Origin of the sequence: Microbacterium sp. LWS13-1.2, assembly GCF_040144835.1 — a bacterium.
Lineage (GTDB): Bacteria > Actinomycetota > Actinomycetes > Actinomycetales > Microbacteriaceae > Microbacterium.
The window spans coordinates 1824960-1845253 of the sequence record NZ_CP151632.1; the positions used below are offsets into that span (position 1 = coordinate 1824960).

Consider the following 20294-nt stretch of genomic DNA (forward strand, 5'->3'; position numbering starts at 1 on the left):
CGTCCACCCCCAGCCTCCGTCAGCGCGGGGCTCGACGACATGGGCTTGACAAGAGGATCCGCCGCTGTCGGCGATCCCGTGGCCGCTACGGGCGCTGATTCAGGATGCCGCGGCGCGACGGGTTCGCCTCGAACCAGTCCGCGACGTACCAGCACACCGGCACGACTTTGCGGTCGCCGCTCCGCTCGAGTTCTTCGACAGCCCGCTCGACCAGCTCGCCGGCGTAGCCGTGGCCGCGGAACGTCGGCACGGTGTAGGCGCGCGTCATCGCGACAGTGCGGCCGTCGTCCCGGTAATCGAGCACGCTGACCAGGTGGTCGCCGCGGTGCAGTGTGTACCTCGAGGCATCCGTCTCTTTCTGGAAACGCAGCTCATTCACCCGCACAGGCTACGCCCGGCAGGGGCCGCTGGGACGCATCTCGACCGACGTTCCGGCGATCGCTCAGCGTGCACGCAGGAAGCGTCTGGCGCGCCCGGAGACGGCTCCGCGACGACCCGCGCGCACCGCCGCGGTGGGGATTGAGCAATCTGTCACATTCCGAAACGATCGGGGCTCGGCATCCGTGCGATTTGACGTATTCCGACAAAGTCGGTCATAATCGGCCACATGACTGACAACGCGCTGTATCTGTCCGCCCGGGAGGCGAACAGGACTGCCGGCATGATGATGGCCGGTCGCGTTGCCATGTGTTGTCGAATGTGCCACTAGCACGGTGACCCCCGTCGGACTCCTCCTCCGCTTCTGAAAACGGATCGCACGGAGTCCCCCGAAGCACCGGTTTCGTGCGTCGATCACGCGCACCCGGATCCGCTTCGCACACCGCCCAACGTCGGGCACCGGCCTCCACCGGCCGACGGCCTCATCGCCTCCGACGATCCGGGCCGCAGCACATCCAACCCGGTTCCGCTCTCCGGGTTCCTCCCGCAAGGACCATCATCATGTCGACCACCGCTCTCCTCGACCGTCCCACCACCGCTCCCGTCCGCCACCTCCGCGCCGTGAACACCCCGGCCGCTGTCGAGGCACCCGCCACGCCGGCTGCCGAAGCCACGCAGGCGGCCTCTCGTGCTCTGCCGGCCGGCACCGCACCGCGAGGCTTCGCCCTCTACGTCGGCCTCGACGAGGCCAAGGCCGCCGCATCGGGCGTCAACCTGGGCGTGCTCGTCGATGCCCTGCGTCGCACGATCGCCGAGCTCGCGCCCTCCGCCGAGACCTACGCGACCGTCGCCCTCGCGCCGGTCGGCGCCGGCGGCCGCGACGTCGACGTCGTGCGCCTCGCCCTTCACGAGCCTTCGGCCGTGGCCCGCACCAAGCAGGAGGAGCCGGAAGAGGAGGACCCGTCGACCGGCGGCGTGGTCGTCGACATCTCGCGCAAGCGGGTGCTCATCGACGGCGAGTCCGCGGCCTTCACCTTCAAGGAGTTCGAGCTGCTGCAGTACCTCGTCCTCCGCGAGGGCCGCACGATCGAGCGCACCGAGCTGGTCACGTCGCTCTGGCAGGGCACGACCGACGACGACGCTCCCGGCGAGCGCACCATCGACGTGCACGTGCGGCGCCTGCGCGCCAAGCTCGGCCGGTACGAGGACATCGTGCGCACGGTGCGCGGTGTCGGCTACCGGTTCGACCGCCACGCCGACGTCGTCATCCGCTACGGCCACGGCACCCCGTCGCCCGACCGCTTCTGAGCGTCGCGCCCCCGGCATGGATGTCGGAGGCCGGGGCGTAGGGTGGGCGGCATGACCACCTCGCTCTCGCGCATCCCTCGGACGAGGGGTGCCGAGCGCTTCGACGGGCGAGCCGCGACGGCTCGCGATCCCCGCCCTGATCCGGGCCGGCCGCTCGAGACGGAGTACCGGCCACGCCATCCGCTCGACCTTCGTCGCACCGTGCTGTACCAGCGGCGCGGTGCCGGCGACCCGACGATGTCGGTCTCCGGAGCAGTCATCTGGCGCGTGAGCCGCACTCCTGCGGGCATCGCCACCCTCGCGATCCGCGAGACCCACCCCGGCGTGATCCGCGGCGCCGCGTGGGGCCCCGGTCGCGAATGGGCGCTGTCGCAGCTGCCCGCGCTGTGCGGCGCAGACGACGACGGCGCAGACTTCGATGCGAGCCGGCATCCGCTCATCGCCGCCGCGCGCCACCGCAACCCCGGACTCCGCCTGTCGCGCACGGGTCTCGTGTTCGATGCGCTCGTGGCGGCGATCTTCGAGCAGAAGGTCACGGGCATGCAGGCGTTCGCCGCCTGGCGGCGCGTGGTCACCTGGTGCGGCGAGCGCGCGCCCGGTCCGACGCCGGCGCCGATGTTCGCACCGCCGACCGTCGAGGGCTGGCAGCACGTCCCGTCGTGGGTCTGGCATCGCGCCGGGCTCGAGCCGCCCCAGTCCAAGACCGTGGTGCGAGCCGCTCGACGCGGCGATGCCATCGTGCGCACCGTGCTCGCCGCCGAGGACGGCGAGGCCGTCGACCGTGTGCTCGTCAGCCAGCACGGCATCGGCCCCTGGACCTCGGCCGAGACCCGCATCCGGGCCCTCGGCGACCCCGACGCAGTCAGCGTCGGCGACTACCACCTCGCCCACGAGGTCGGCTTCGCCCTCACCGGACACCGCGTCGACGATGACGGGATGCTGCGGCTCCTCGCCGCCTGGCCCGGTCAGCGCCAGCGCGTGATCCGGCTGATCGGCGCGAGCGGCGTGCGCGAGCCCCGCCGCGGACCGCGTCTGCACCCCGAGGATCACCGCGCCCGCTGAGCCGCGCGGCCTGCTTGCCTGCCTGAACCGCGAGCTTGCTGCCGCCCCTTGAGCCGCGTAGGGGGTCCTTGTGGATGTCGGAGGCCCCGGCCACACTGGGACCCGCCACGCGGCCGGGCGCGGCAGCCACCATCCACTTCAGGAGTTCGACATGCCCAGCCTCAACCCGTATCTGTCCTTCCGCAACGAAGCCCGCGAGGCCATGACCTTCTACCAGTCCGTGTTCGGCGGCGATCTGACGATCGACACGTTCGGCCAGTACGAGGGCATGGTGCAGGATCCCGCCGAGAACGACCTCGTGATGCACGCGCAGCTCACCAGCCCCGACGGCTTCGTCCTGATGGGCGCCGACACGCCCACCGGCATGCCCTACGAGAAGCCGGCCGGCATCTCGGTCTCGGTGAGCGGCGACGACGAGGCCGCGCTGCAGGGATTCTGGGACAAGCTCGCCGACGGCGGATCGATCACCATGCCGTACGACACACCGCCGTGGGGCGGCCGGTTCGGCATGCTCACCGACCGCTACGGCATCGACTGGATGGTCGCGGTCAACGCGCAGCAGTCCTGAGCGGGAGACTGGCCCCCGGCGCGTCGCCGGGGGCCAGGCTCAGGTTCGGAGCACAGCCCGGAGGGTCGCCCGGCACATGAGCCCGGTCTCGGTTCGGAGCACTCCCCCCCCCGCCCGGCCCGCTCGCCGGCCCCGCGTCAGGCGTAGGCGCTGTCGTCGATGTTCGACGGCGCGGGGCCGAGCGACTCGAGCTCGGTCCACAGGTCGTCCGGCACGGGCGTCGCGGCGAAGGCATCGAGCTGCGTGAGGCGCTGCGCCGACGACAGGCCCACCACGGTCGAGTCGACGAGCGGCGACCGCAGGGAGTACTGCAGCGCCACGGCGGGCAGGCTCACGCCGAACGACGCGCAGACGCGCTCCAGTCGCGAGACCCACTCCTGCAGCTCGGGCGTCGCGGGGCGGTAGCCGTACATCGCACCCTCCTTCGTGCCCGTGGCGAGGATGCCGGCGCCGAACGGCGCTGCGTTGAACACCGTCATCCCGCGCTCGTGCGCGTCGGCGAACACCGGTTCGGCCGAGCTGTCGACCACCGTGAACCGGTTGTGCACGAGCACCGCGTCGAAGACGCCGGTGCCGACATAGCGGGCCATGAGGCCGACAGGCCCGGCGGCGACACCGATGGCGTCGATCCGGCCCGACTCTCGCAGCTCGATGAGTCCCTCCACGGCGCCGCCCTGCGCCATCGCCTCGTCGAAGGTCACCGTGTAAGGGTCGTGGAGGTGCAGCAGCGGCAGGCGGTCGACGCCGAGGCGCGCCACGGTTTCGTCGAACGACCGCAGCACTCGCTCCCGATCGAACGCGCCCGTCTCGGGATCGCAGTCGACCTTCGAGATGACGCGGGTCGCGGCATCCGTCCCGATGCGGGCGATGGCGAGGCCCAGCACCGCCTCCGAGCGTCCGCCCGCATAGTTGTTCGAGGTGTCGAGGAACGCGTGCGTGCTCGCGAAGAGCTGCTCCGCGAAAGCGACCGCGGCCTCCTCCTCGGGTGAGCCCGGGACGGTGTCCCGTCCGAGGCCGGAGGTGCCGAGGGTGAGCGGGCTGACGTTGAGGGTCATGACATCCGTTCCGTGCGCGTGGTCGTCGACCTCCAACCTACCGAGAGCCACGACGATCGCAGCGCCCGCGTCGCCTGTCGCGCCCCTAAGCTTTCGACATGACCACGACACGCAAGGGCTGGACGCGCGGGCACTCGGGCTGGGCGCTCGGCACGGCGCTCCTGTTCACACTGGGGATCGTCTTCGGACTGATCTGGGGCAGCGTGCTGCTGGGCGTCGTTCTCGCCGCCGCCGTGTCGATCGGCTGGCTCATGGCCTACGAGTCGTGGCGCGGGCGCAACGTCGGGCTCGAGAACCGCGACGACGACGGCGCACAACTGTAGGCCGACCGCCGCGCCGTCGCGGATGCCTCTACCCCTGGCGTCCGGGGCGTCGTATCGTGAGCGCCAGGAGGTGGTCCTCATGCAGGCGAGCGTCGGCGATCGCGTGGTCATCCACGGCCGCATCGTGGGAGCGGCGGAACGCGCGGGGGAGGTCATCGAGGTCCGCGGCAGCGGCGAGAATCCGCTGCTGGTGGTGCGCTTCGACGACGGCCACGAGGCGATCCTGTCGCCGGGAAGCGACTGCGAAGTCCGGCACGCGTCCTGAATCGCGTCCCGGACTCCGTCAGTCGACGGCGAGGTTCAGCCGAGCAGCTCGGGCCGCTGGAACTCCTCGCCCTGCACGTGCTCGGCGAGGAAGGCGAACACGGTCTCGTACCAGATCACGGCGTGCTGCGGCTTGAGCACCCAGTGGTTCTCGTCGGGGAAGTACAGGAAGCGGTGCGGCATCCGGCCGTCCGCGTCGGCGTGGTGCTCGGCGAGCTCCGACCACAGCCGCAGCCCTTCGCCGATCGGCACGCGGTAGTCCTTGTCGCCGTGCACGACGAGGAGCGGCGTGCGGATGTCGCGCACGAACTGGTGCGGCGAGTGCTCGATCATCGCCTCGGGCGTGAAGATCCGCTGCCAGTACTCCGAGCTGTCGGTGGTGCCGGCGAACTGTTCGAGCGCCCACAGGCTGGCGTGCGTCACGATCGCACGGAAGCGGTCGGTGTGACCGGCGACCCAGTTGGCCATGTAGCCGCCGAACGAGGCGCCCATCGCTGCCGTGCGCGTCTGGTCGATGTCGTCGCGGGCCTCGACGGCGTCGGTGATGGCGAGCAGGTCGGTGTAGGGCTTGTGACCCCAGCTGTTCCAGCCGCGGGCGATGAAGTCGAGGCCGTAGCCGGTCGACAACGCCGGGTCGGGCAGGAGCACCGCGTAGCCGCGCGCCACCGCGAGCAGCGGCGCCCAGCGCCAGCTCCAGGCGTTCCAGCTGTTGAGCGGACCGCCGTGGATCCACAGCAGCAGCGGAGCGGGGGCCTCGGCCGACGCGCCGTCGGGCAGCAGCAGCCAGCCGCGCACGCGAGCGCCGTCCTCGGCCGTGGTCTCGACCTCGGTGATCGAGCCCGGTGCGCGAGGAGTGGCCGCCGGCGTCGCGAGCGGGGTGACCGTGCCGTCGCCCCAGATGCGGACCGGATGCGGGGGCACGACCCACGAGGAGCGCAGGGCGACGAGGTCGCCCGTGCTGCGGTCGACCAGCACGTTGGCGTACGCGAAGTCGTCGTCGGTGAGCCGCTCGGGCGCACCGCCGTCCAGCGGGAGGCGGAACACCGGTCCTCGGCCGTCGTGGTCTGCGGTGGCGATGAGCGCGGAGTCGTCGGCGGCGAAGGCGAACGATGACACCCAGTGGTCCCAGTCGGCGGCGATGCGCCGGGCGCCGGAGCCGTCGACGGCCGCGACCCACACCTCGTAGTCGGTGGGACCGGCCGGCGTGCTCTTGACGGTGCGGAGATACGCGAGGCGCGTGCCGTCGTGGCTGACGGCGGGCATCTCGTAGTCGACGTCGACCTCGTCGAACAGCGTCGTGCGCTCGCCGCTCTCGGTGTCGATGGCGACGATCATGCGGCGGCCGGCGCGCTGCTCGCGGCGCTCGATCGAGGCGACGAGGGTGGTCCCGTCCGGGGTGAGGGCCGCCTCGGCGTGGTCGGCCGAGCGCCCTGGCTTGGGCGTGAGGTCGCGCGGGCGGGGCAGTGTCGCGGGATACGGCTTCACTTCCGCATCGGATGCCGACGGGTCGGCATCCGCGCCCGGCACGGCATGCTGTGCTGCCTCGGCCGCCCGCTCATCCTCGGCTGCGGCCTCCGCGACCTCAGCGGCGATGGTGTCTTCGAGCGCGTCGACGTCGATCGCCAGCAGGTGCGGCTCCGCGGGGCCGAGGTCGTGGTCCCAGAAGCGCACCGGACAGGTGTCGTGCAGAATGGCCGACACCTTCTTCTCCTTGCGCTTGCCGCGCAGGGACGCCTCGCTCTCGAGCGTGTCGGCCCCCGGAAGGAGGGATGCCGAGATCACGAGGCGGTCGGATGCCTCGGCGGTCGCGGCGATGCCGTCGACACCGCCCGCGAGCCGCGTCACGGGGCGTGCTTCGCCGCCGGCGGCCGGCAGCAGCCACAGCTGACCGGACTCGTCGTCGGCGTCGCCTTCGGAGTCGGGACGCGCGGACACGAACAGGATGTCGCCGCTCGCGGTGAACGCGGCGCCCGCCTCGCCCTTGGCCGAACGCGTCAGCCGTCGCGGCGCGCCCCCGCCGTCGGCCGGTACGGCCCAGAGCGCGCGCTCGTAGCCCGTGCCGTCCTTCTTGAGCGCCGCCACCGTGAGCACGGCGGTCTGCCCGTCAGGCGAGAGTGCGAGGGCCTCGACGCGAGGAAGCGCGATGTAGTCGGCCAGCGAGTCGAAGGGAGTGGAGTCGGTGGGGGTCGTCGCCATGGCTCCACGCTAACCGAGGCCCATCAGGCGAGGGAATGCCCCGTCGCACCTGCTGTATGAGCCGGTCGTGAGTGCATGATGGAGACATCGTCGGGAGGAGCGAGGCCATGAGAGTCGCTGTCGCGGGAGGCACGGGCGTCGTCGGCAGCCGGGTCGTGGAGGCGTTGCGGGCGGACGGGCACGACGCCGTCGCGCTCAGTCGCCGCACCGGGGTCGACCTCGCCACCGGAGTAGGTCTCGATTCCGCCGTCGACGGCGTCGACGCGGTCGTCGACACCTCCAACGTGTCGACGCTGTCGGCCGACGCCGCCATCCGCTTCTTCCAGACCGCGACCGGCAACCTCGTGGCGGCCGCCGCGCGGGCCGGCGTCCCCCACCTCGTGCTGCTCTCCATCGTCGGGATCGATCGGATGCCGCACGACTACTACGCCGGCAAGCTCGCGCAGGAGCTGGTGGTCGAGGCCTCCCCGGTGCCGTGGACGATCCTGCGGGCGACCCAGTTCCACGAGTTCGCGGGGCAACTGTTCGACCGCGCCAAGCTCGGGCCGCTGCACCTCGCCCCGCGGGCGCGCGTGCGGCCGGTCGCGGCCCGCGACGTCGGGGCGCATCTCGCGACACTCGCGACCGGCGCACCGCGAGGGCGCGCCGCCGACCTCGCCGGACCGCGCGAGGAGGCCCTGGATGAGATGGTGAAGGCATACGCGCGGCGCACCGGCCATCGTGGATGGATCCCCTCGGTGAGCCTGCCGGGATCGCAGATGAAGGCGATGCGCGCCGGCCTCGCCCTGCCGGGGAGCGATGCGGTGCTGACCACGCAGACGTTCGCGGACTGGCTGCGCGACGTGAACTGACGCGCGCGTAGCTGCGCGACGCGAACGCAGGAGGATCCGTGAGACTCGCCATCGCCGGCGGCACTGGGATGACAGGCGAGCACGTCGCCGCGATCGCGCTCGGGCGCGGCCACGACGTCGTCGTCCTGTCGCGACGCACCGGCGTGGAGCTGCTGAGCGGCGCCGGTCTGACTGGTGCGCTCGACGGCATCGACGCGGTGATCGACGTCACGAACGTGGTGACGGCGAAGCCCGACGTGTCGGTGATGTTCTTCGCCGGGGCGACCAGGAACCTCCTCGTCGCAGAGCGGGCCGCCGGCGTGCCGCATCACCTCGTGCTGACCATCGTCGGCGCCGAAGCCGCGCCCGACGGCTACTACGCCGGCAAGCTCGCGCAGGAGCGACTGGTGGCCGGCGGAGTCGTGCCCTGGACGATTCTGCGCACCACGCAGTTCCACGAGTACGCCGCGATGATGTTCCATCGCACCCACGCCGGCGCCCACGTCGCGTCGACGGGCCGCATCCAGCCCGTGGCCGTTCGGGAGGTGGCGGAGCACCTCGTCGACCTCGCCGAACAGGGTCCGGCAGGACGGACGACCGACCTCGGCGGTCCGCGCGAGGAGAGCCTCGCCGACATGGTGCACCGCTACGCGCACGCGATCGGCTATCGCGCCCCGTTGCCGGTCGTGAACACGCCGGGCACGCTCGGCCGGGCATTCCGCTCGGGTGCGCTCCTGCCCGGCGCCGACGCCCTCCGCGGCACCCAGACCTTCACCGAGTGGCTCGACGCGCTTCCCGACGCCTGAACGGGCGGCTACATCTCCTCGTGGGTGAGGGGATCGCCGTCCCAGAGGCGTCCGCGCTCGAGCGCGCTGATCACGGCGACCTGGTCGTCGGTGAGCGTGAAGCCGAACACATCGGCGTTCTCACGCTGGCGGTCGGGGTCGGCGGACTTCGGGATCGGCGTGCTGCCGAGCTGCGTGTGCCAGCGCAGCACGACCTGCGTCGGCGTCACGTCGTGGACCGTGGCGAGCTCTTGGATGAGCTGCTCCGTCAGCAGCTCGCTGCGGCGTGCGAGCGGACTCCAGCTCTCGGTGCGGATGCCGTGCGTCCGGTGGAACGCGCGCAGCGCTTCCTGCGGGAAATAGGGATGCAGCTCCACCTGGTTCACGGCGGGCGCGACGCCGGTCTCTTCGATCAGCTCGGTGAGCTGGTCCTCCGTGAAGTTCGAGACGCCGATCGACCGCACGAGACCCTGGTCACGGGCGTCGATCATGCCGCGCCACGTCTCGACGTACCGGCCGACGCTGGGGTTGGGCCAGTGGATCAGGTGCAGATCGATGCGATCCAGGCCCAGCAGGTCGAGGGATCCCTTGATGCTGTCGATGGCCTCCTGGTGGCCGTGATGGCGCCCCGGGATCTTCGAGGTGACGAGGAGCTTCTCGCGATCCACTCCGCTGCGGCGGACGGCCTCGCCCACCTCGCGCTCGTTCTCGTAGTTGACGGCGGTATCGAGCAGGCGGTACCCGGAGTCGATCGCGGCGACCATCGCCTCGATCCCCTCCTCGCCGCGCAGGTTGTAGGTGCCCAGGCCCAGCTCGGGGAACCAGGCGCCGTCGTTCAGGATCACGGTCGGGATCGCGTTCATTCCTCCATCCTGGCCCTGTTCCGCCGCGCGGGCACCGTTGCGTGCACCCGGCCTCACGGGCGATCGTCGACGTCGAGGGTGCCCGCGGTGGCCGCGCGCTCATCGGCCGCAGCGCTGTCGAGCTGGTCGTCGTCCAAGTCGGGATCGAGCGGCCGGTCGTCGTCGGCGTCGAGGATCGGGTCGAGGATGCCGTCGGCATCGCCGGCCGTGCCGTCGTCGAGCATCGGGTCGTCGTCGTCGCGGATCGGTCCGGGGTACGGGTTCTGAGTGGTCATGGCGTTCTCCCTTCGCTGCCCCGAAAGTACGGCGCTGCGAGCTCCCGCGGAGGGGGCTTGCGGCGCGAAGCAGGAGGCGGTAACGCTACGCCGCCGGGCCGCCGTCCATCGCGCGGATGCGTTCGCGCGAGCCCGGGATGCCGCGCTCCACGCGGCGCCACGAGCCGTCGTCCACGCGCACGTCGTAGGCGGCGAACGCGCACGCGATGCCCTTCGCGCTCATGAGGTCGGCGGAGTCCATCAGCTGGAAGTGCAGGTGCGGCGATGTCGAATTGCCGGTGTGGCCGACGTTGCCGATGACGTCGCCGGCAGCGACGCCGTCACCGACGCGCACCCGCACGGTGCCGGGCCGGAGGTGCGCGAAGCCCGCGTAGACGTCTCCGGCGCGGAGGATCACGTGGTTGCCGAGGATCGCCGGGATCCTGTCGGGACGGAATGTGATGCCGTTCCACACCATCCGCGCCGCCTCGCGGACGGGATTGATCCACCGGCGCTCGGCGACGCCGTCGGATGCCGCCACCACCTCCGCATCGAACGGCGCATGGATCTGCGCGTTCCACGCGTAGCACTCGTCCGTGCGTCCGCCCACGGTGGAGGCGGTGAAGGTCGAGGCCGGGTGCACGTGAACGCCCGGCCGGTCGTCGACGCGCACGAAATCGAAGGCGAAACGCTGCCCGAGGATGTCGACACCGTGGCTCGGGACGCGGGCGGCGGGAGTCGTGACGGCCATCCAGCCCTCTCCGCGGAGCGGGAACTGCACCACCACCGGATCGTCGAGCTCGCCCACGGGTCTCAACCCTCCCAGCGTTCGCGCACCCAGTCCAGCGTCACCACGGCCTGGTCGCGCTGGAACCGGCGCAGGGTCGGCATCCGCGGCGGCGCAGGCCGCAGCGACGAGCCGAGGAACAGTCCGGCGAACCCGGAGAGCACGCGCGTAGCGGCATCCGCCAGCATCCCCTCGAAGACAGGATGCGCCGTGACCAGTCTCTCGATGTCGGCGCCGGGGTCGTAGTGGCGGACGTTGATGAGCAGCGACAGCGCGTCGAACCACGGCACGCCTCGCGCACCCCACGGCCAGTCGACGAGGAGGACGGTGCCGTCGTCGCGCAGCAGGATGTTGTCGGCGCGCGCGTGTCGAAGTGCACGAGCCGGTCGCCTCGCACGTCCTCGACAGCGCGGGCCGCGGCATCCGTCAGCTCCTCGTGGTGCTCGCGGACGAAGTCGTCGAGACCGCGCGGCAGCGCCGACGCGGTCGGCCGACCCGGGCGAGTAGCCGCCGGGCTGCGAGTGCGCCGCCACGACCGGCTCGCCCAGCACGTCTTCGATCGCGGCCCTGAGTGCCGGCGGGATCTCATCCCATCGGATACGGCTCATGCGCTGACCGGAACCGATCCGGGCCGCGCCCCCACGAGCGCCTCGGCGGCGCGGGCGGTGCGCAGGGCGAAGCGCGTGGTGTCGGTGCCGCGCGCCAGCGACTGGGCGTTGAGCCCGTCGATCATGCCGATGAGCTCCCACGCCACCTCGCCGGGCTCGGTCGTCGAGAACGCGCCGGTGCGGCATCCGTCCGCCACGATCGCCTCGACGAGCGTCTGCCACCGCTGCATCTGCGCGCGGACCGCGACTGCGAGCGCGTCGTTGCGGCGCGCCATCGCCCACCCTTCGACCCAGACGACGGTGAGCTCTTCGCGTGCGCCGTCCATCAGGGTGTCGATGAGCGCGCCGAGCCGCGCCGCAGGGTCGGCGATGGCGCCGACGACCTGCTCGACGTCGCGCACCTCCTCCTCGACGAGGTCGGCGTACACACGCGCCACGAGGTCGTCCATCGACGGCTGGTAGTGGGCGACGAGCCCGGAGGCGACGCCGGCCCGCTCGGCGACGGCGCGGAGGGTGAGAGCGCTGAGACCGTGCTCGCGCGCGATCGCGGTCGCCGCGGCGACGATCTCGGCGGCGCGTTCAGCGGGAGCCTTGCGGGTGCGCGGTCGCGAGGATGTGCTTGACATGTTCTCGCCAGCATAGATATCTTCTCTATTGATCGATAGATCAATTACGACCACCCGAAGCCGGACCTCCCCGCGAGCCGAGCAGAGATGAGGGCGACGATGGCCTGGAGGATGCCGCACGAAGGCGATCCGCACGAGCGCACGTGGATGGCGTTCCCCAACGAGGGGCCGACGCTCGGCGACGACCCGGCCGAGCAGGAGCGCTTCTACGCGGCGTGGAGCGCCGTCGCCAACGCCGTCGCAGACTTCGAGCCGGTGACGATCCTCGTCGATCCGTCGAAGTCCGATCGCGCGCGGCGCATGCTCGACTCGGGCATCGAGATCGTCGAGACGCCCGTCGACGAGTTCTGGTTCCGCGACCACGGCCCCACATTCGTCGTCGACGACGATCGCCCCGGCATCCTCGGCGCCGTCGACTGGGTCTTCAACGGCTGGGGGGCTCCCGAGTGGGCGTCGTGGGCCGAGGCCGCCGAGCACGCCCGCTTCACCGCAGGGTTGGTGGGAGCCGAGGTGGTCAGCTCGCTGCTCGTGAACGAGGGCGGCGGCATCCACGTCGACGGTGAGGGCACCGTCCTCGTCACCGAGACCGTGCAGCTCGACCCGCGCCGCAACCGCTTCGCCGACAAGGCGCGCGTCGAGGCGGAGCTTCACCGCACGATCGGCGCGACGAAGGCGGTGTGGCTCCCCCGTGGCCTCACCCGCGACTACGACGACTTCGGCACCAACGGTCACGTCGACATCGTCGCGACGATCCCGACTCCCGGCCGCCTGCTGCTGCACGCACAGCAGAACCCCGATCACCCCGACTTCGAGGTCTCGCGCGCGCTGCGCGCGTTCCTGTCGGAGCAGACGGATGCCGCGGGCCGCAGCTTCGACATCATCGATCTGCCCGCACCCGAGACGCTGCGCGATGGCGAGGGCTTCGTCGACTACAGCTACGTCAACCACCTCGTCGTCAACGGCGGCGTGATCGCCTGCGGCTTCGGCGAGGAGCGCGCGGACGCGCAGGCGCGGGAGATCCTCGAGGCCGCCTACCCCGGGCGCCGCGCGGTGACCGTCGACGCCCGCCAGATCTTCGCCGGCGGCGGCGGCATCCACTGCATCACGCAGCAGCAGCCGGCGGTGACCCGGTGACCCGCCACTTCCCGGTCGTCGAGGCGACGATCGCCCAGCTCCGCTCGGCGCTGCAGTCCGGCGCCGTCACCGCCGTCGAGCTCCTCGACGCGTACCTCGCCCGCATCGACGCGTTCGACGCGCCCGGCACCGGCACCGCGCTCAACGCCGTGGTCGTGCGCAATCCCGATGCGCGGGCCGAGGCTGCGGCATCCGATGTCCGGCGCGCCGAGGGCCGTACGCTCGGGCCGCTCGACGGCATCCCGTACACGGCGAAGGACTCGTTCCTGGCGAAGGGGCTCACGGTGGCGGCGGGCTCGCCCGCGTTCGCCGACCTCGTCGCACAGCGCGACGCATTCTCGATCGAGCGGCTGCGCGCGGCCGGCTGCGTGCTGATCGGCCTCACCAACATGCCCCCGATGGCCAACGGCGGCATGCAGCGCGGCGTGTACGGCCGCGCCGAGAGTCCGTACAACGCGGACTACCTGACCTCGGCGTTCGGATCGGGATCGTCCAACGGCTCGGGCACCGCGACCGCCGCGTCGTTCGCCGCCTTCGGGCTCGGCGAGGAGACCTGGTCGAGCGGCCGGGCGCCGGCGTCGAACAACGCGCTGTGCGCGTACACGCCCTCGCGCGGTGTGATCTCGGTGCGCGGCAACTGGCCGCTCGTGCCCACCATGGACGTGGTCGTGCCGCACACGCGCACGATGGCCGACATGCTCGAGATCCTCGACGTGCTCGTCGCCCGCGACCCCGAGACCCGCGGTGACTTCTGGCGCACTCAGCCGTGGATCCCGCTTCCGGATACCGCCGCCACACGCCCGGGTTCGTACCCGGCGCTCGGCTCGGCCGACCCCGACACGGCCCGCGCGACGCTCGCCGGCCGCCGCTTCGGCGTGCCGCGGATGTACATCAACGCCGACGCCGAGGCCGGCACGAACCCCGACGGCGGCATCGGCGGACCGACGGGCACGCGCGTCGAGACCCGCGCGTCGGTGATCGCGCTCTGGGAGACGGCTCGCCGCGATCTGGAGTCCGCCGGCGCCGAGATCGTGGAGGTCGACTTCCCCGTCGTGACGAACTACGAGGGCGACCGCCCGGGGGCGCCCACCGTCATGACGCGCGGACTCGTGAGCCCGGAGTTCCTGCACCGCGAGATCGTCGATCTCTCGGCCTGGGCGTGGGACGACTTCCTGCGGGCGAACGGAGACCCGGCACTCGACCGGCTCGACGACGTCGACCCGGCTGCGATCTTCCCGCATCCGCCCGGCGCACTTGCCGACCGCTACACCGGGTTCGACGACGACATCGCGACCTACCCCGCACAGGTGGGCGAGCACCCGTACGCGTCGTTCACCGACATTCCCGAGATCGAGGACGGCGTGCGCGGCCTCGAGGAGACCCGCCGCCGCGACCTGGAGGAGTGGATGTCGGACCTGGGCCTCGACGCCGTGGTCTTCCCCGCCGTCGCCGACGTCGGCCCCGCCGACATGGACGTGAACGAGGCGTCCGCCGATCTCGGCTGGCGCAACGGCGTCTGGGTCGCGAACGGCAACCTCGCGATCCGCCACCTCGGCGTGCCGACCATCACCGTTCCGATGGGCACGATGGACGACATCGGCATGCCGGTCGGGCTGACGATCGCCGGGCGTGCGTACAGCGACCCCGAGCTGCTCGCCTGGGCCGCCGCGTTCGAGGCGCTCCGCCCGCGGCGGACCGCGCCGCCGCGCACGCCCGAGCTCTGAACATGCCGTCGGCCCGCGGTCGCTGAACGAGCAAAGCCCGACGAGACGCTCCGGGGCGCCCGCGCAACGTTTCGCCTGCCTCGTTCCTCTCTCGCTCGACGACCGGAAGAATCGCAAGGAACCCATGGAACTCCGCACCTTCACCTCCACCACCGCCGACCCGGTCGCCCGCGGCCGTGAGCTGGGACGTCGTTCGCGCCGCAGTTCCAGCGGACCGCGGCGCTCTATCTGCACCACTTCGGCCAGCTCGGCATCGCGGCCGAACAGGCGCGAATCATCGCCGAGCGCAGCCGCGCCGCCCTCGCCGCATGGGCGCCGGGCCTCGCGGCCGAGGCCGACGCGATCGCCGCGGCGGCACGGGGCCTCGTCCGGGCGTCAGCGCAGCCCTGAGCGCAGATCGTCTGCCGCCGGGCGGACGCCCGCGGCTACGGCATCCGTGCCCTCGTCATCCGTGTGCAGTGACGGGGGCGCTGCGGCGTACGCATCCGACAGCTCGCGGTAGGGCTTCGAGACGAACGCGAGCAGCACGACAAGGAGCAGCACGAGGCTCGCCCCGACGAACGCCAGCGCCATGCCCCGAGCCTCACCGTCGCCGAGCAGCCAGCCGAAGGTGTCCTGTCCCTGCGGCGACTCCATGTAGGGGATGAGCCAGAACTGCGCGATCGGACCGATGAGGAATGCCGAGACCGGCGCGGCGGCGGACTCCACGCTCGCGGCGAAACCGAAGACGCGGCCCTGCTTCTCATACGGCACGACGCGCTGCACGATCGTCTGCTCGGACGCCTCGGCAATCGGCATGAGGGCCATGAAGATCAGGATGCCGAGGGCGTACAGCCACCACCACTCCCGGATGGCGAAGGTCATACCGAGCAGCGCGATCCCGATGTTGACCAGCAGCAAGGTGCGGACCGGGTTCTTGCCGAGTCCGAACTTGGCCACGAGCGCCCCGCCGATGATGAAGCCGAAGCTGGTCACACCGAGGACGATGCCCCACGCCTCGACCGAGAACAGTGTCAGCCCGTACGGGTCCATGAGGGCCATGAAGACGCCGCCGACGAGGTTGTTGAACGTCGCGAACAGGATGAGCGCGAGCAGCCCCGGCACCGCCATCACCGCGGGGATCACACCGCGGAAGCTGAAGCCCGCACGCGCCACGCCCTCCACGTGGATGACGCCCCGCTCGGGATGGGCACGAACAGCAGGTGCACCAGCGCGACGCCGGTGGCGGCGATGGCGATGGCGACCGTCCACCCCATGCCGAGGAGACCGATCGACAGCCCGGAGAAGACGCTCGTCACCATGAACGCGATGCCCTGCACCGCGCCCACCAGGCCATTCGCGCGATCGCGGCGCTCCCCGGGCACGAGCAGGGTGACCGTCGTCGACAGCGCGATGTTGCGGAGGTTCTCGACGACCCCGCCCACGAGGATGACGCCGGCGAACGCCCAGAACCAGGGGCCGGTCCAGTCGAGCAGCGCGCTCTCGGGTGTGGTCAGGAAGATCACGCCCGCGAGCAGATAGGCGACCGTGGTCACGATGCTCGACAGCAGCATGACGGCCTTCTTCTTCATGCGGTCGACGATCACGCCGAACACCACGCCGAACACCGCGACGAGCAGCATGTACGAGCCGCCGATGATGGCCGTGGCGAGCACCGACTGCGTTTCGAGGTACACCCAGAACGTCAGGGCGAACCACAGGAAACTGCTGGTCACATTCGCGAGCGCCGTGTTGACGAGCACCTGGTAGAACGCGCGCAGCGTCCGTGGACCGGGCTGTGCGTGAAGCTCTTCGTCGGACGCGGCGGGCCCTGCGGGGCTCGTCTGACTCATGTCGATTCCTTAGGCGTGTTCTCGGTCGGGGAGGGAAGAGCGAGGGTCTAAGCTCGATGTGGACACTGTTCACATGCAATGTTCACACCGTACACACCCGGGCGGGAGGACGCAATGACTTCACCCGTGCGCACCTATCATCACGGTGACCTCCGACAGGCCCTGATCGGGCAAGGACTGCAGCTCGCGCGCACCGGCGGTCCCGGCGCGGTCACGCTCCGAGAGGCGACCCGCGCCGCCGGCGTCTCGCCCAACGCGGCGTACCGGCACTTCGCCGACCGCGATGCTCTCGTGCGGGCCGTCGCCGGCGAGGCGCAGCTCGCACTCGCCGCCGCGATCACCGCTCGCGTGGCCGCGACCCCCGGCGGCCTCGCGCCCGCAGCGGCCACCATCGAGCGCCTGCGCCGCGTCGGGCTGGCGTACATCGACTTCGCCCGGGCGGAACCCGGCTGGTTCGAGACCGCTTTCTTCACGCAGGACACCCACGCCAGCGACGCCATCGTCACTCTCGACGACGAGATCGTCGCCCCGTTCAGCCTGCTCATGGACACGCTCGACGCGATGGTGGATGCCGGGGCCCTCGCCCCCGATCGACGACCCTACGCCGAGTGGGCGTGCTGGTCGGCGGTCCACGGCTTCGCCGAGATCGCGGTACACGGCCCCGTGCGCTGGCAGCCGGCACCCGTCGTCGACGCGCTCGCGGCATCCGTCGTGGAAGCGGCGATCACGGGCGTGCGCGGCACGGCCCTGCCGCCCCCCTCGTAGACTGCGCACCATGGTCGACCGTGCCGCGTCCGGCGCAGCCCCGCGCTCCTCGCCGGTACGGCATGCCCTGTGGTGGGCGGCCGACTACCTCTATGCGGCGCGACGCCAGTTCGCCGTGCTCTCGCTCCCCTGGTCGATCGGCCGGCCGCGTCCCATCCCGGCCTCCTGGCGCCAGGGCGACCCCGCGCTTCCCGAGGTGTACCTCGTCCCCGGGGTGTACGAGCACTGGACCTTCCTCCGCCCCCTCGGAGATGCCCTGGCAGCCGCGGGGCACCGGGTGCGGGTGGTCCACGGACTCGGCGTGAACCGCCGCAGCATCCCCGACACCGCCGACCGCCTCGAGCGCGTGCTCGCCGACGCCGCGGCGCCATGGGCCGGTGTGGTGCTCGTGGCGCACAGCAAGGGCGGGCTCATCGGCAAGCACGTACTGGTGACCTCCGGCGCCGCGGTCGAGGCGGCGAAGGCCGCCACTTCGGGCGAGGACCCGTCGGATGCCGCCGCCGCGGCGACGCCGCGCACCGGCACACGTCCGCTCGGCCTCCTCGGACTGGTGGCCGTCGCGACCCCCTTCGCCGGCGCCCGGCGGGCACGCATCTTCGTCGATCCGAGCATTCGGGCGTTCCTCCCCGACGACGAGACGATCGTCAAGCTCGGGCGCGAGACCTCGATCAACGGGCGCATCGTCTCGATCTTCGGCCCGTTCGACCCGCACATCCCCGAGGGCAGCGCCCTGGACGGCGCCACCAACATCACGGTGCCTGCGGCCGGGCACTTCCGGGTGCTGGCCTCACCCGCGACGCACCGTGCGGTGCTCGACGGCATCGCGCTGCTCGGGCGGTCCGACCGGGCGTGACCGCCGGCCCGGCGGTCAGACCGCGGGGCGGTGCGGCCACCATTCCGGCAGCAGTGCGAGATAGACGCGCAGGAAGTCCTCGACACGGGGACGGGGATGCCGCAGCCATCCGTCGATGACGCCCACCGTGCCGTCGGCGAGGAAGCATGCGGCGGCGTCCGCGACGGCCGAGTCCGCGACGCCGTCGGCCGTCAGCGGGAGCCGTATGCGCCCGCGTTCCAGCAGGATCTCGGTCGTGCCGCGGAAGTGCCGGCTCAGCATCGCGTGCAGCGTCCCTCCCCCGTCCGCCAGCTCGCGGCGGTAGATGTCGATGTGGCGCAGGATGTGGCGGAGGACACCCTCGGTCACCGTGGCGACCGGGGTGGCGGCATCCGATCGGTCCTTCATCAGCTCATCACGCAGGACGTCGAGACGGGCCCGCCCGCCCGCGCGATGAAGTGCTCGACGAGCGCGCGGCCGATGCCGCGGCGATAGCGGGCGGGGTCGACGTAGATCCAGGTGATCTCGCCGCCCTCCTGGTCGACGCTCCGCGATGAAGCCGGCGACGCGCCCCTCGCACTCGGCGACCCACACCTGGTCGTCGAACAGGCCTTCGTTCTCGAAGGTGGCGGCGAGGTCGAGGTAAGCCTCGAGCAGGCCGGCGCCCCTCAGCTCATCGAGGCGGGCGGCATCGTGGATGCGGCAGATGGCGTGCCAGTCGCGGGACTCGTACGGACGGATATCGACCGTCACGGCGCACCCACCTCCTCCTCGGCCTCCTCTACGACCACCTCCGCCGTGTCGCGCCAGGCGCGGAGCACCTCGACGTGCCGAAGTAGGAAGGCGCGCTCGTCGAGACGCTTGCGGCGCAGCCACCCGGTGACCTCGTCATTGCTCTTGCTCGCGTTGCACGAGCGGCACGCAGGGACGACGTTCTCGAACGTGTACCGGCCGCCGCGCGAGATGGGCAGCACGCAGTCCTTCTGGAACGGGCCTACCGCGGTGCCGCAGTACGCGCACGAGGCCCACGCCTCGAGCAGCGCCTCCCACTCGTCGAGGGTGAGGTCGTTGTCCGCGGCGGCCACGCGTCGCGCACGGCGCCGCGCCGCGCGCGCCCGCCTGGTCTGACTCACAGCCATGCAGGCCACGCTACCGAGCGCGGCGGTCGACGCGGGGCCGACGCGGCCGGACGCGCGCCGGATGAATGCCGCTCCCGCGCTGACGGCTCACGAACGGGACGCGCCGACTCAGGCGACGGCGTCAGGCACGCCGTCGAGGAGCTTCTCGATCGTGGTGATGACACCGTGGTCGAGGTTCGAGGGAGCGCGGAAGCGCGCCCGGGCCGCGATATCCGGGTGCGCGTTGGCCATCGCGAACGACAGTGCCGCGGCATCCATCATCTCGAGGTCGTTGAGGTAGTCGCCGAACACGGCCGACTGCTCGTGCGTGATCCCTGTCGCCGCCTGCAACCGGCGCAAGGCCACGCCCTTGTTGACGCCGAGGTTCATGACATCGATCCAGTGGTGCCCCGAGACCACCACCTGGTGCGTCGCGCGCAGGTCGTCGAGCGCGGGGGCCGTGGTCGCCGCCGCCGCGAAATCGAAGATCGCCACCTTGAGGATCTGGTCGTCGACCTCGAGCAGGTCGCCGACGACCTGCAGGCGCGCGTAGTACTTCTGCGCCTCCGCGAGGAACGGCGCATCCGCGCGCTCGATGTAGGCGGACCGCTTGCCGCACACGACGACGCCGAGGTTGCGGCCCGCCGCGGCGAGCGCGCGCAGGCGGGCGACGAGGGATGCCGTGAAAGGGGTATCCATCGCGTCCGAGCTGATCTCGCTCTCGCCCTCGACGACGTAGGCGCCGTTCTCGGCGATGAACACCATGTGGTCGAGGTGGTCGGCGAAGGCGTGCTGGAGCGTCGCGAGCTGGCGCCCGCTCGCCGGAGCGAAGCGGATGCCGCGGGCGTGCAGACGGTCGAGCAGCGGCCACAGAGCGTCGGGGATGCGACCGTCGCCGTCGAGCAGCGTGCCGTCCATATCGACGGCGATCAGGCGCAGGTCGGGTGAGGGATAGGGCATGGCACCTCCTTCTCAAGGGTAG

22 protein-coding genes and 1 pseudogene are annotated in these 20294 nt (G+C 71.5%); 11 read left to right on the forward strand and 12 right to left on the reverse strand.

From position 1 onward, the window contains the following. Positions 1–85 precede the first annotated feature (85 nt). Entirely contained in the window at positions 86–379 is a 294-nt protein-coding gene (locus MRBLWS13_RS08735) for a GNAT family N-acetyltransferase (protein ID WP_349428645.1), read from the reverse strand. A 560-nt stretch (positions 380–939) separates the two neighbouring features. Here MRBLWS13_RS08735 and MRBLWS13_RS08740 point away from each other — a divergent pair. From MRBLWS13_RS08740 to MRBLWS13_RS08750, 3 genes are all read left to right on the forward strand, one after another. After that, positions 940–1686 (forward strand): winged helix-turn-helix domain-containing protein, encoded by a 747-nt coding sequence (locus MRBLWS13_RS08740; protein WP_349428646.1) that lies wholly within the window; start codon positions 940–942, stop codon positions 1684–1686. Between the two features lie 51 nt (positions 1687–1737). Then, a complete protein-coding gene (locus MRBLWS13_RS08745) occupies positions 1738–2748 on the forward strand; it encodes a DNA-3-methyladenine glycosylase 2 family protein (RefSeq protein ID WP_349428647.1) in 1011 nt (336 codons plus the stop codon). A 151-nt stretch (positions 2749–2899) separates the two neighbouring features. Then, a complete protein-coding gene (locus tag MRBLWS13_RS08750; protein ID WP_349428648.1) occupies positions 2900–3316 on the forward strand; it encodes a VOC family protein in 417 nt (138 codons plus the stop codon). Between the two features lie 137 nt (positions 3317–3453). Here the strand turns inward: MRBLWS13_RS08750 and MRBLWS13_RS08755 are convergent, their stop codons facing one another. Beyond that, on the reverse strand, positions 3454–4371 hold the full coding sequence (locus MRBLWS13_RS08755; RefSeq protein WP_349428650.1) for an aldo/keto reductase: 918 nt from the start codon (positions 4369–4371) through the stop codon (positions 3454–3456). Positions 4372–4469: 98 nt separating this feature from the next. Here MRBLWS13_RS08755 and MRBLWS13_RS08760 point away from each other — a divergent pair, with 98 nt between their 5' ends. Beyond that, positions 4470–4694 (forward strand): hypothetical protein, encoded by a 225-nt coding sequence (locus MRBLWS13_RS08760; RefSeq protein ID WP_349428651.1) that lies wholly within the window; start codon positions 4470–4472, stop codon positions 4692–4694. Between the two features lie 22 nt (positions 4695–4716). Next, positions 4717–4959: a DUF1918 domain-containing protein gene (locus MRBLWS13_RS08765; protein WP_349428652.1), complete on the forward strand. Its 243-nt coding sequence runs from the start codon at positions 4717–4719 to the stop codon at positions 4957–4959. A gap of 35 nt (positions 4960–4994) precedes the next feature. Here MRBLWS13_RS08765 and MRBLWS13_RS08770 read toward each other — a convergent pair whose 3' ends face one another. After that, positions 4995–7154, reverse strand: a complete 2160-nt coding sequence (locus tag MRBLWS13_RS08770; protein ID WP_349428653.1) for an alpha/beta fold hydrolase — start codon at positions 7152–7154, stop codon at positions 4995–4997. Positions 7155–7261: 107 nt separating this feature from the next. Here MRBLWS13_RS08770 and MRBLWS13_RS08775 point away from each other — a divergent pair, with 107 nt between their 5' ends. Together MRBLWS13_RS08775 and MRBLWS13_RS08780 are read left to right on the forward strand one after the other, a co-directional pair. Further along, positions 7262–8005: an NAD(P)H-binding protein gene (locus MRBLWS13_RS08775; RefSeq protein WP_349428654.1), complete on the forward strand. Its 744-nt coding sequence runs from the start codon at positions 7262–7264 to the stop codon at positions 8003–8005. 38 nt (positions 8006–8043) lie between these two features. After that, positions 8044–8790 (forward strand): NAD(P)H-binding protein, encoded by a 747-nt coding sequence (locus tag MRBLWS13_RS08780; protein WP_349428655.1) that lies wholly within the window; start codon positions 8044–8046, stop codon positions 8788–8790. An 8-nt stretch (positions 8791–8798) separates the two neighbouring features. Here MRBLWS13_RS08780 and MRBLWS13_RS08785 read toward each other — a convergent pair whose 3' ends face one another. The 5 genes from MRBLWS13_RS08785 to MRBLWS13_RS08805 form a co-directional block, all read right to left on the reverse strand. Then, a complete protein-coding gene (locus MRBLWS13_RS08785) occupies positions 8799–9632 on the reverse strand; it encodes an aldo/keto reductase (protein WP_349428656.1) in 834 nt (277 codons plus the stop codon). A gap of 53 nt (positions 9633–9685) precedes the next feature. Continuing rightward, the gene (locus MRBLWS13_RS08790) at positions 9686–9907 is read right to left on the reverse strand and encodes a hypothetical protein (RefSeq protein ID WP_349428657.1); all 222 of its coding nucleotides are present in this window, start codon (positions 9905–9907) and stop codon (positions 9686–9688) included. Positions 9908–9992: 85 nt separating this feature from the next. Next, positions 9993–10694 carry a M23 family metallopeptidase gene (locus tag MRBLWS13_RS08795; protein WP_349428658.1) on the reverse strand — a complete coding sequence of 234 codons (702 nt, stop codon included), beginning with the start codon at positions 10692–10694 and terminating at the stop codon, positions 9993–9995. A gap of 5 nt (positions 10695–10699) precedes the next feature. Beyond that, a complete protein-coding gene (locus MRBLWS13_RS08800; RefSeq protein WP_349428659.1) occupies positions 10700–11281 on the reverse strand; it encodes a hypothetical protein in 582 nt (193 codons plus the stop codon). Continuing rightward, positions 11278–11907 carry a TetR family transcriptional regulator C-terminal domain-containing protein gene (locus tag MRBLWS13_RS08805; protein WP_349428661.1) on the reverse strand — a complete coding sequence of 210 codons (630 nt, stop codon included), beginning with the start codon at positions 11905–11907 and terminating at the stop codon, positions 11278–11280. The genes MRBLWS13_RS08800 and MRBLWS13_RS08805 overlap by 4 nt, the downstream gene beginning before the upstream one ends. A gap of 99 nt (positions 11908–12006) precedes the next feature. On the opposite strand from MRBLWS13_RS08805, the gene MRBLWS13_RS08810 reads away from it, so the two are divergent. Both MRBLWS13_RS08810 and MRBLWS13_RS08815 read left to right on the forward strand, forming a co-directional pair. After that, entirely contained in the window at positions 12007–13041 is a 1035-nt protein-coding gene (locus MRBLWS13_RS08810; RefSeq protein ID WP_349428662.1) for an agmatine deiminase family protein, read from the forward strand. Then, positions 13038–14765 (forward strand): amidase, encoded by a 1728-nt coding sequence (locus MRBLWS13_RS08815; protein ID WP_349428663.1) that lies wholly within the window; start codon positions 13038–13040, stop codon positions 14763–14765. Before MRBLWS13_RS08810 ends, MRBLWS13_RS08815 begins: the two co-directional genes overlap by 4 nt. A gap of 375 nt (positions 14766–15140) precedes the next feature. Here the strand turns inward: MRBLWS13_RS08815 and MRBLWS13_RS08820 are convergent. Further along, positions 15141–16597, reverse strand: a pseudogene (locus MRBLWS13_RS08820) (MFS transporter). 114 nt (positions 16598–16711) lie between these two features. Between MRBLWS13_RS08820 and MRBLWS13_RS08825 the strand changes: the two are divergent. Both MRBLWS13_RS08825 and MRBLWS13_RS08830 read left to right on the forward strand, forming a co-directional pair. Next, positions 16712–17362, forward strand: coding sequence for a TetR/AcrR family transcriptional regulator (locus MRBLWS13_RS08825; protein ID WP_349428664.1), 651 nt, complete (start codon positions 16712–16714; stop codon positions 17360–17362). Between the two features lie 10 nt (positions 17363–17372). After that, on the forward strand, positions 17373–18215 hold the full coding sequence (locus tag MRBLWS13_RS08830) for a hypothetical protein (protein ID WP_349428665.1): 843 nt from the start codon (positions 17373–17375) through the stop codon (positions 18213–18215). Between the two features lie 15 nt (positions 18216–18230). Here the strand turns inward: MRBLWS13_RS08830 and MRBLWS13_RS08835 are convergent, their stop codons facing one another. The 3 genes from MRBLWS13_RS08835 to MRBLWS13_RS08845 form a co-directional block, all read right to left on the reverse strand. Continuing rightward, complete coding sequence (locus MRBLWS13_RS08835; RefSeq protein WP_349428666.1) at positions 18231–18947, reverse strand: hypothetical protein; 717 nt, start codon at positions 18945–18947, stop codon at positions 18231–18233. Continuing rightward, positions 18944–19333: an HNH endonuclease signature motif containing protein gene (locus MRBLWS13_RS08840; protein WP_349428667.1), complete on the reverse strand. Its 390-nt coding sequence runs from the start codon at positions 19331–19333 to the stop codon at positions 18944–18946. The genes MRBLWS13_RS08835 and MRBLWS13_RS08840 overlap by 4 nt, the downstream gene beginning before the upstream one ends. A gap of 108 nt (positions 19334–19441) precedes the next feature. Beyond that, positions 19442–20272 (reverse strand): Cof-type HAD-IIB family hydrolase, encoded by an 831-nt coding sequence (locus MRBLWS13_RS08845; RefSeq protein WP_349428668.1) that lies wholly within the window; start codon positions 20270–20272, stop codon positions 19442–19444. Positions 20273–20294 lie beyond the last annotated feature (22 nt).

Coding starts and splice junctions, on each gene's coding strand:
- MRBLWS13_RS08775 (WP_349428654.1), top strand. CDS start 7,262: ATGAGAGTCGCTGTCGCGGGAGGCACGGGCGTCGTCGGCAGCCGGGTC.
- MRBLWS13_RS08755 (WP_349428650.1), bottom strand. CDS start 4,371: ATGACCCTCAACGTCAGCCCGCTCACCCTCGGCACCTCCGGCCTCGGA.
- MRBLWS13_RS08785 (WP_349428656.1), bottom strand. CDS start 9,632: ATGAACGCGATCCCGACCGTGATCCTGAACGACGGCGCCTGGTTCCCC.
- MRBLWS13_RS08760 (WP_349428651.1), top strand. CDS start 4,470: ATGACCACGACACGCAAGGGCTGGACGCGCGGGCACTCGGGCTGGGCG.
- MRBLWS13_RS08805 (WP_349428661.1), bottom strand. CDS start 11,907: ATGTCAAGCACATCCTCGCGACCGCGCACCCGCAAGGCTCCCGCTGAA.
- MRBLWS13_RS08765 (WP_349428652.1), top strand. CDS start 4,717: ATGCCTCTACCCCTGGCGTCCGGGGCGTCGTATCGTGAGCGCCAGGAG.
- MRBLWS13_RS08845 (WP_349428668.1), bottom strand. CDS start 20,272: ATGCCCTATCCCTCACCCGACCTGCGCCTGATCGCCGTCGATATGGAC.
- MRBLWS13_RS08770 (WP_349428653.1), bottom strand. CDS start 7,154: ATGGCGACGACCCCCACCGACTCCACTCCCTTCGACTCGCTGGCCGAC.
- MRBLWS13_RS08830 (WP_349428665.1), top strand. CDS start 17,373: ATGGTCGACCGTGCCGCGTCCGGCGCAGCCCCGCGCTCCTCGCCGGTA.
- MRBLWS13_RS08825 (WP_349428664.1), top strand. CDS start 16,712: ATGACTTCACCCGTGCGCACCTATCATCACGGTGACCTCCGACAGGCC.
- MRBLWS13_RS08810 (WP_349428662.1), top strand. CDS start 12,007: ATGGCCTGGAGGATGCCGCACGAAGGCGATCCGCACGAGCGCACGTGG.
- MRBLWS13_RS08800 (WP_349428659.1), bottom strand. CDS start 11,281: ATGAGCCGTATCCGATGGGATGAGATCCCGCCGGCACTCAGGGCCGCG.
- MRBLWS13_RS08750 (WP_349428648.1), top strand. CDS start 2,900: ATGCCCAGCCTCAACCCGTATCTGTCCTTCCGCAACGAAGCCCGCGAG.
- MRBLWS13_RS08840 (WP_349428667.1), bottom strand. CDS start 19,333: ATGGCTGTGAGTCAGACCAGGCGGGCGCGCGCGGCGCGGCGCCGTGCG.
- MRBLWS13_RS08745 (WP_349428647.1), top strand. CDS start 1,738: ATGACCACCTCGCTCTCGCGCATCCCTCGGACGAGGGGTGCCGAGCGC.
- MRBLWS13_RS08790 (WP_349428657.1), bottom strand. CDS start 9,907: ATGACCACTCAGAACCCGTACCCCGGACCGATCCGCGACGACGACGAC.
- MRBLWS13_RS08740 (WP_349428646.1), top strand. CDS start 940: ATGTCGACCACCGCTCTCCTCGACCGTCCCACCACCGCTCCCGTCCGC.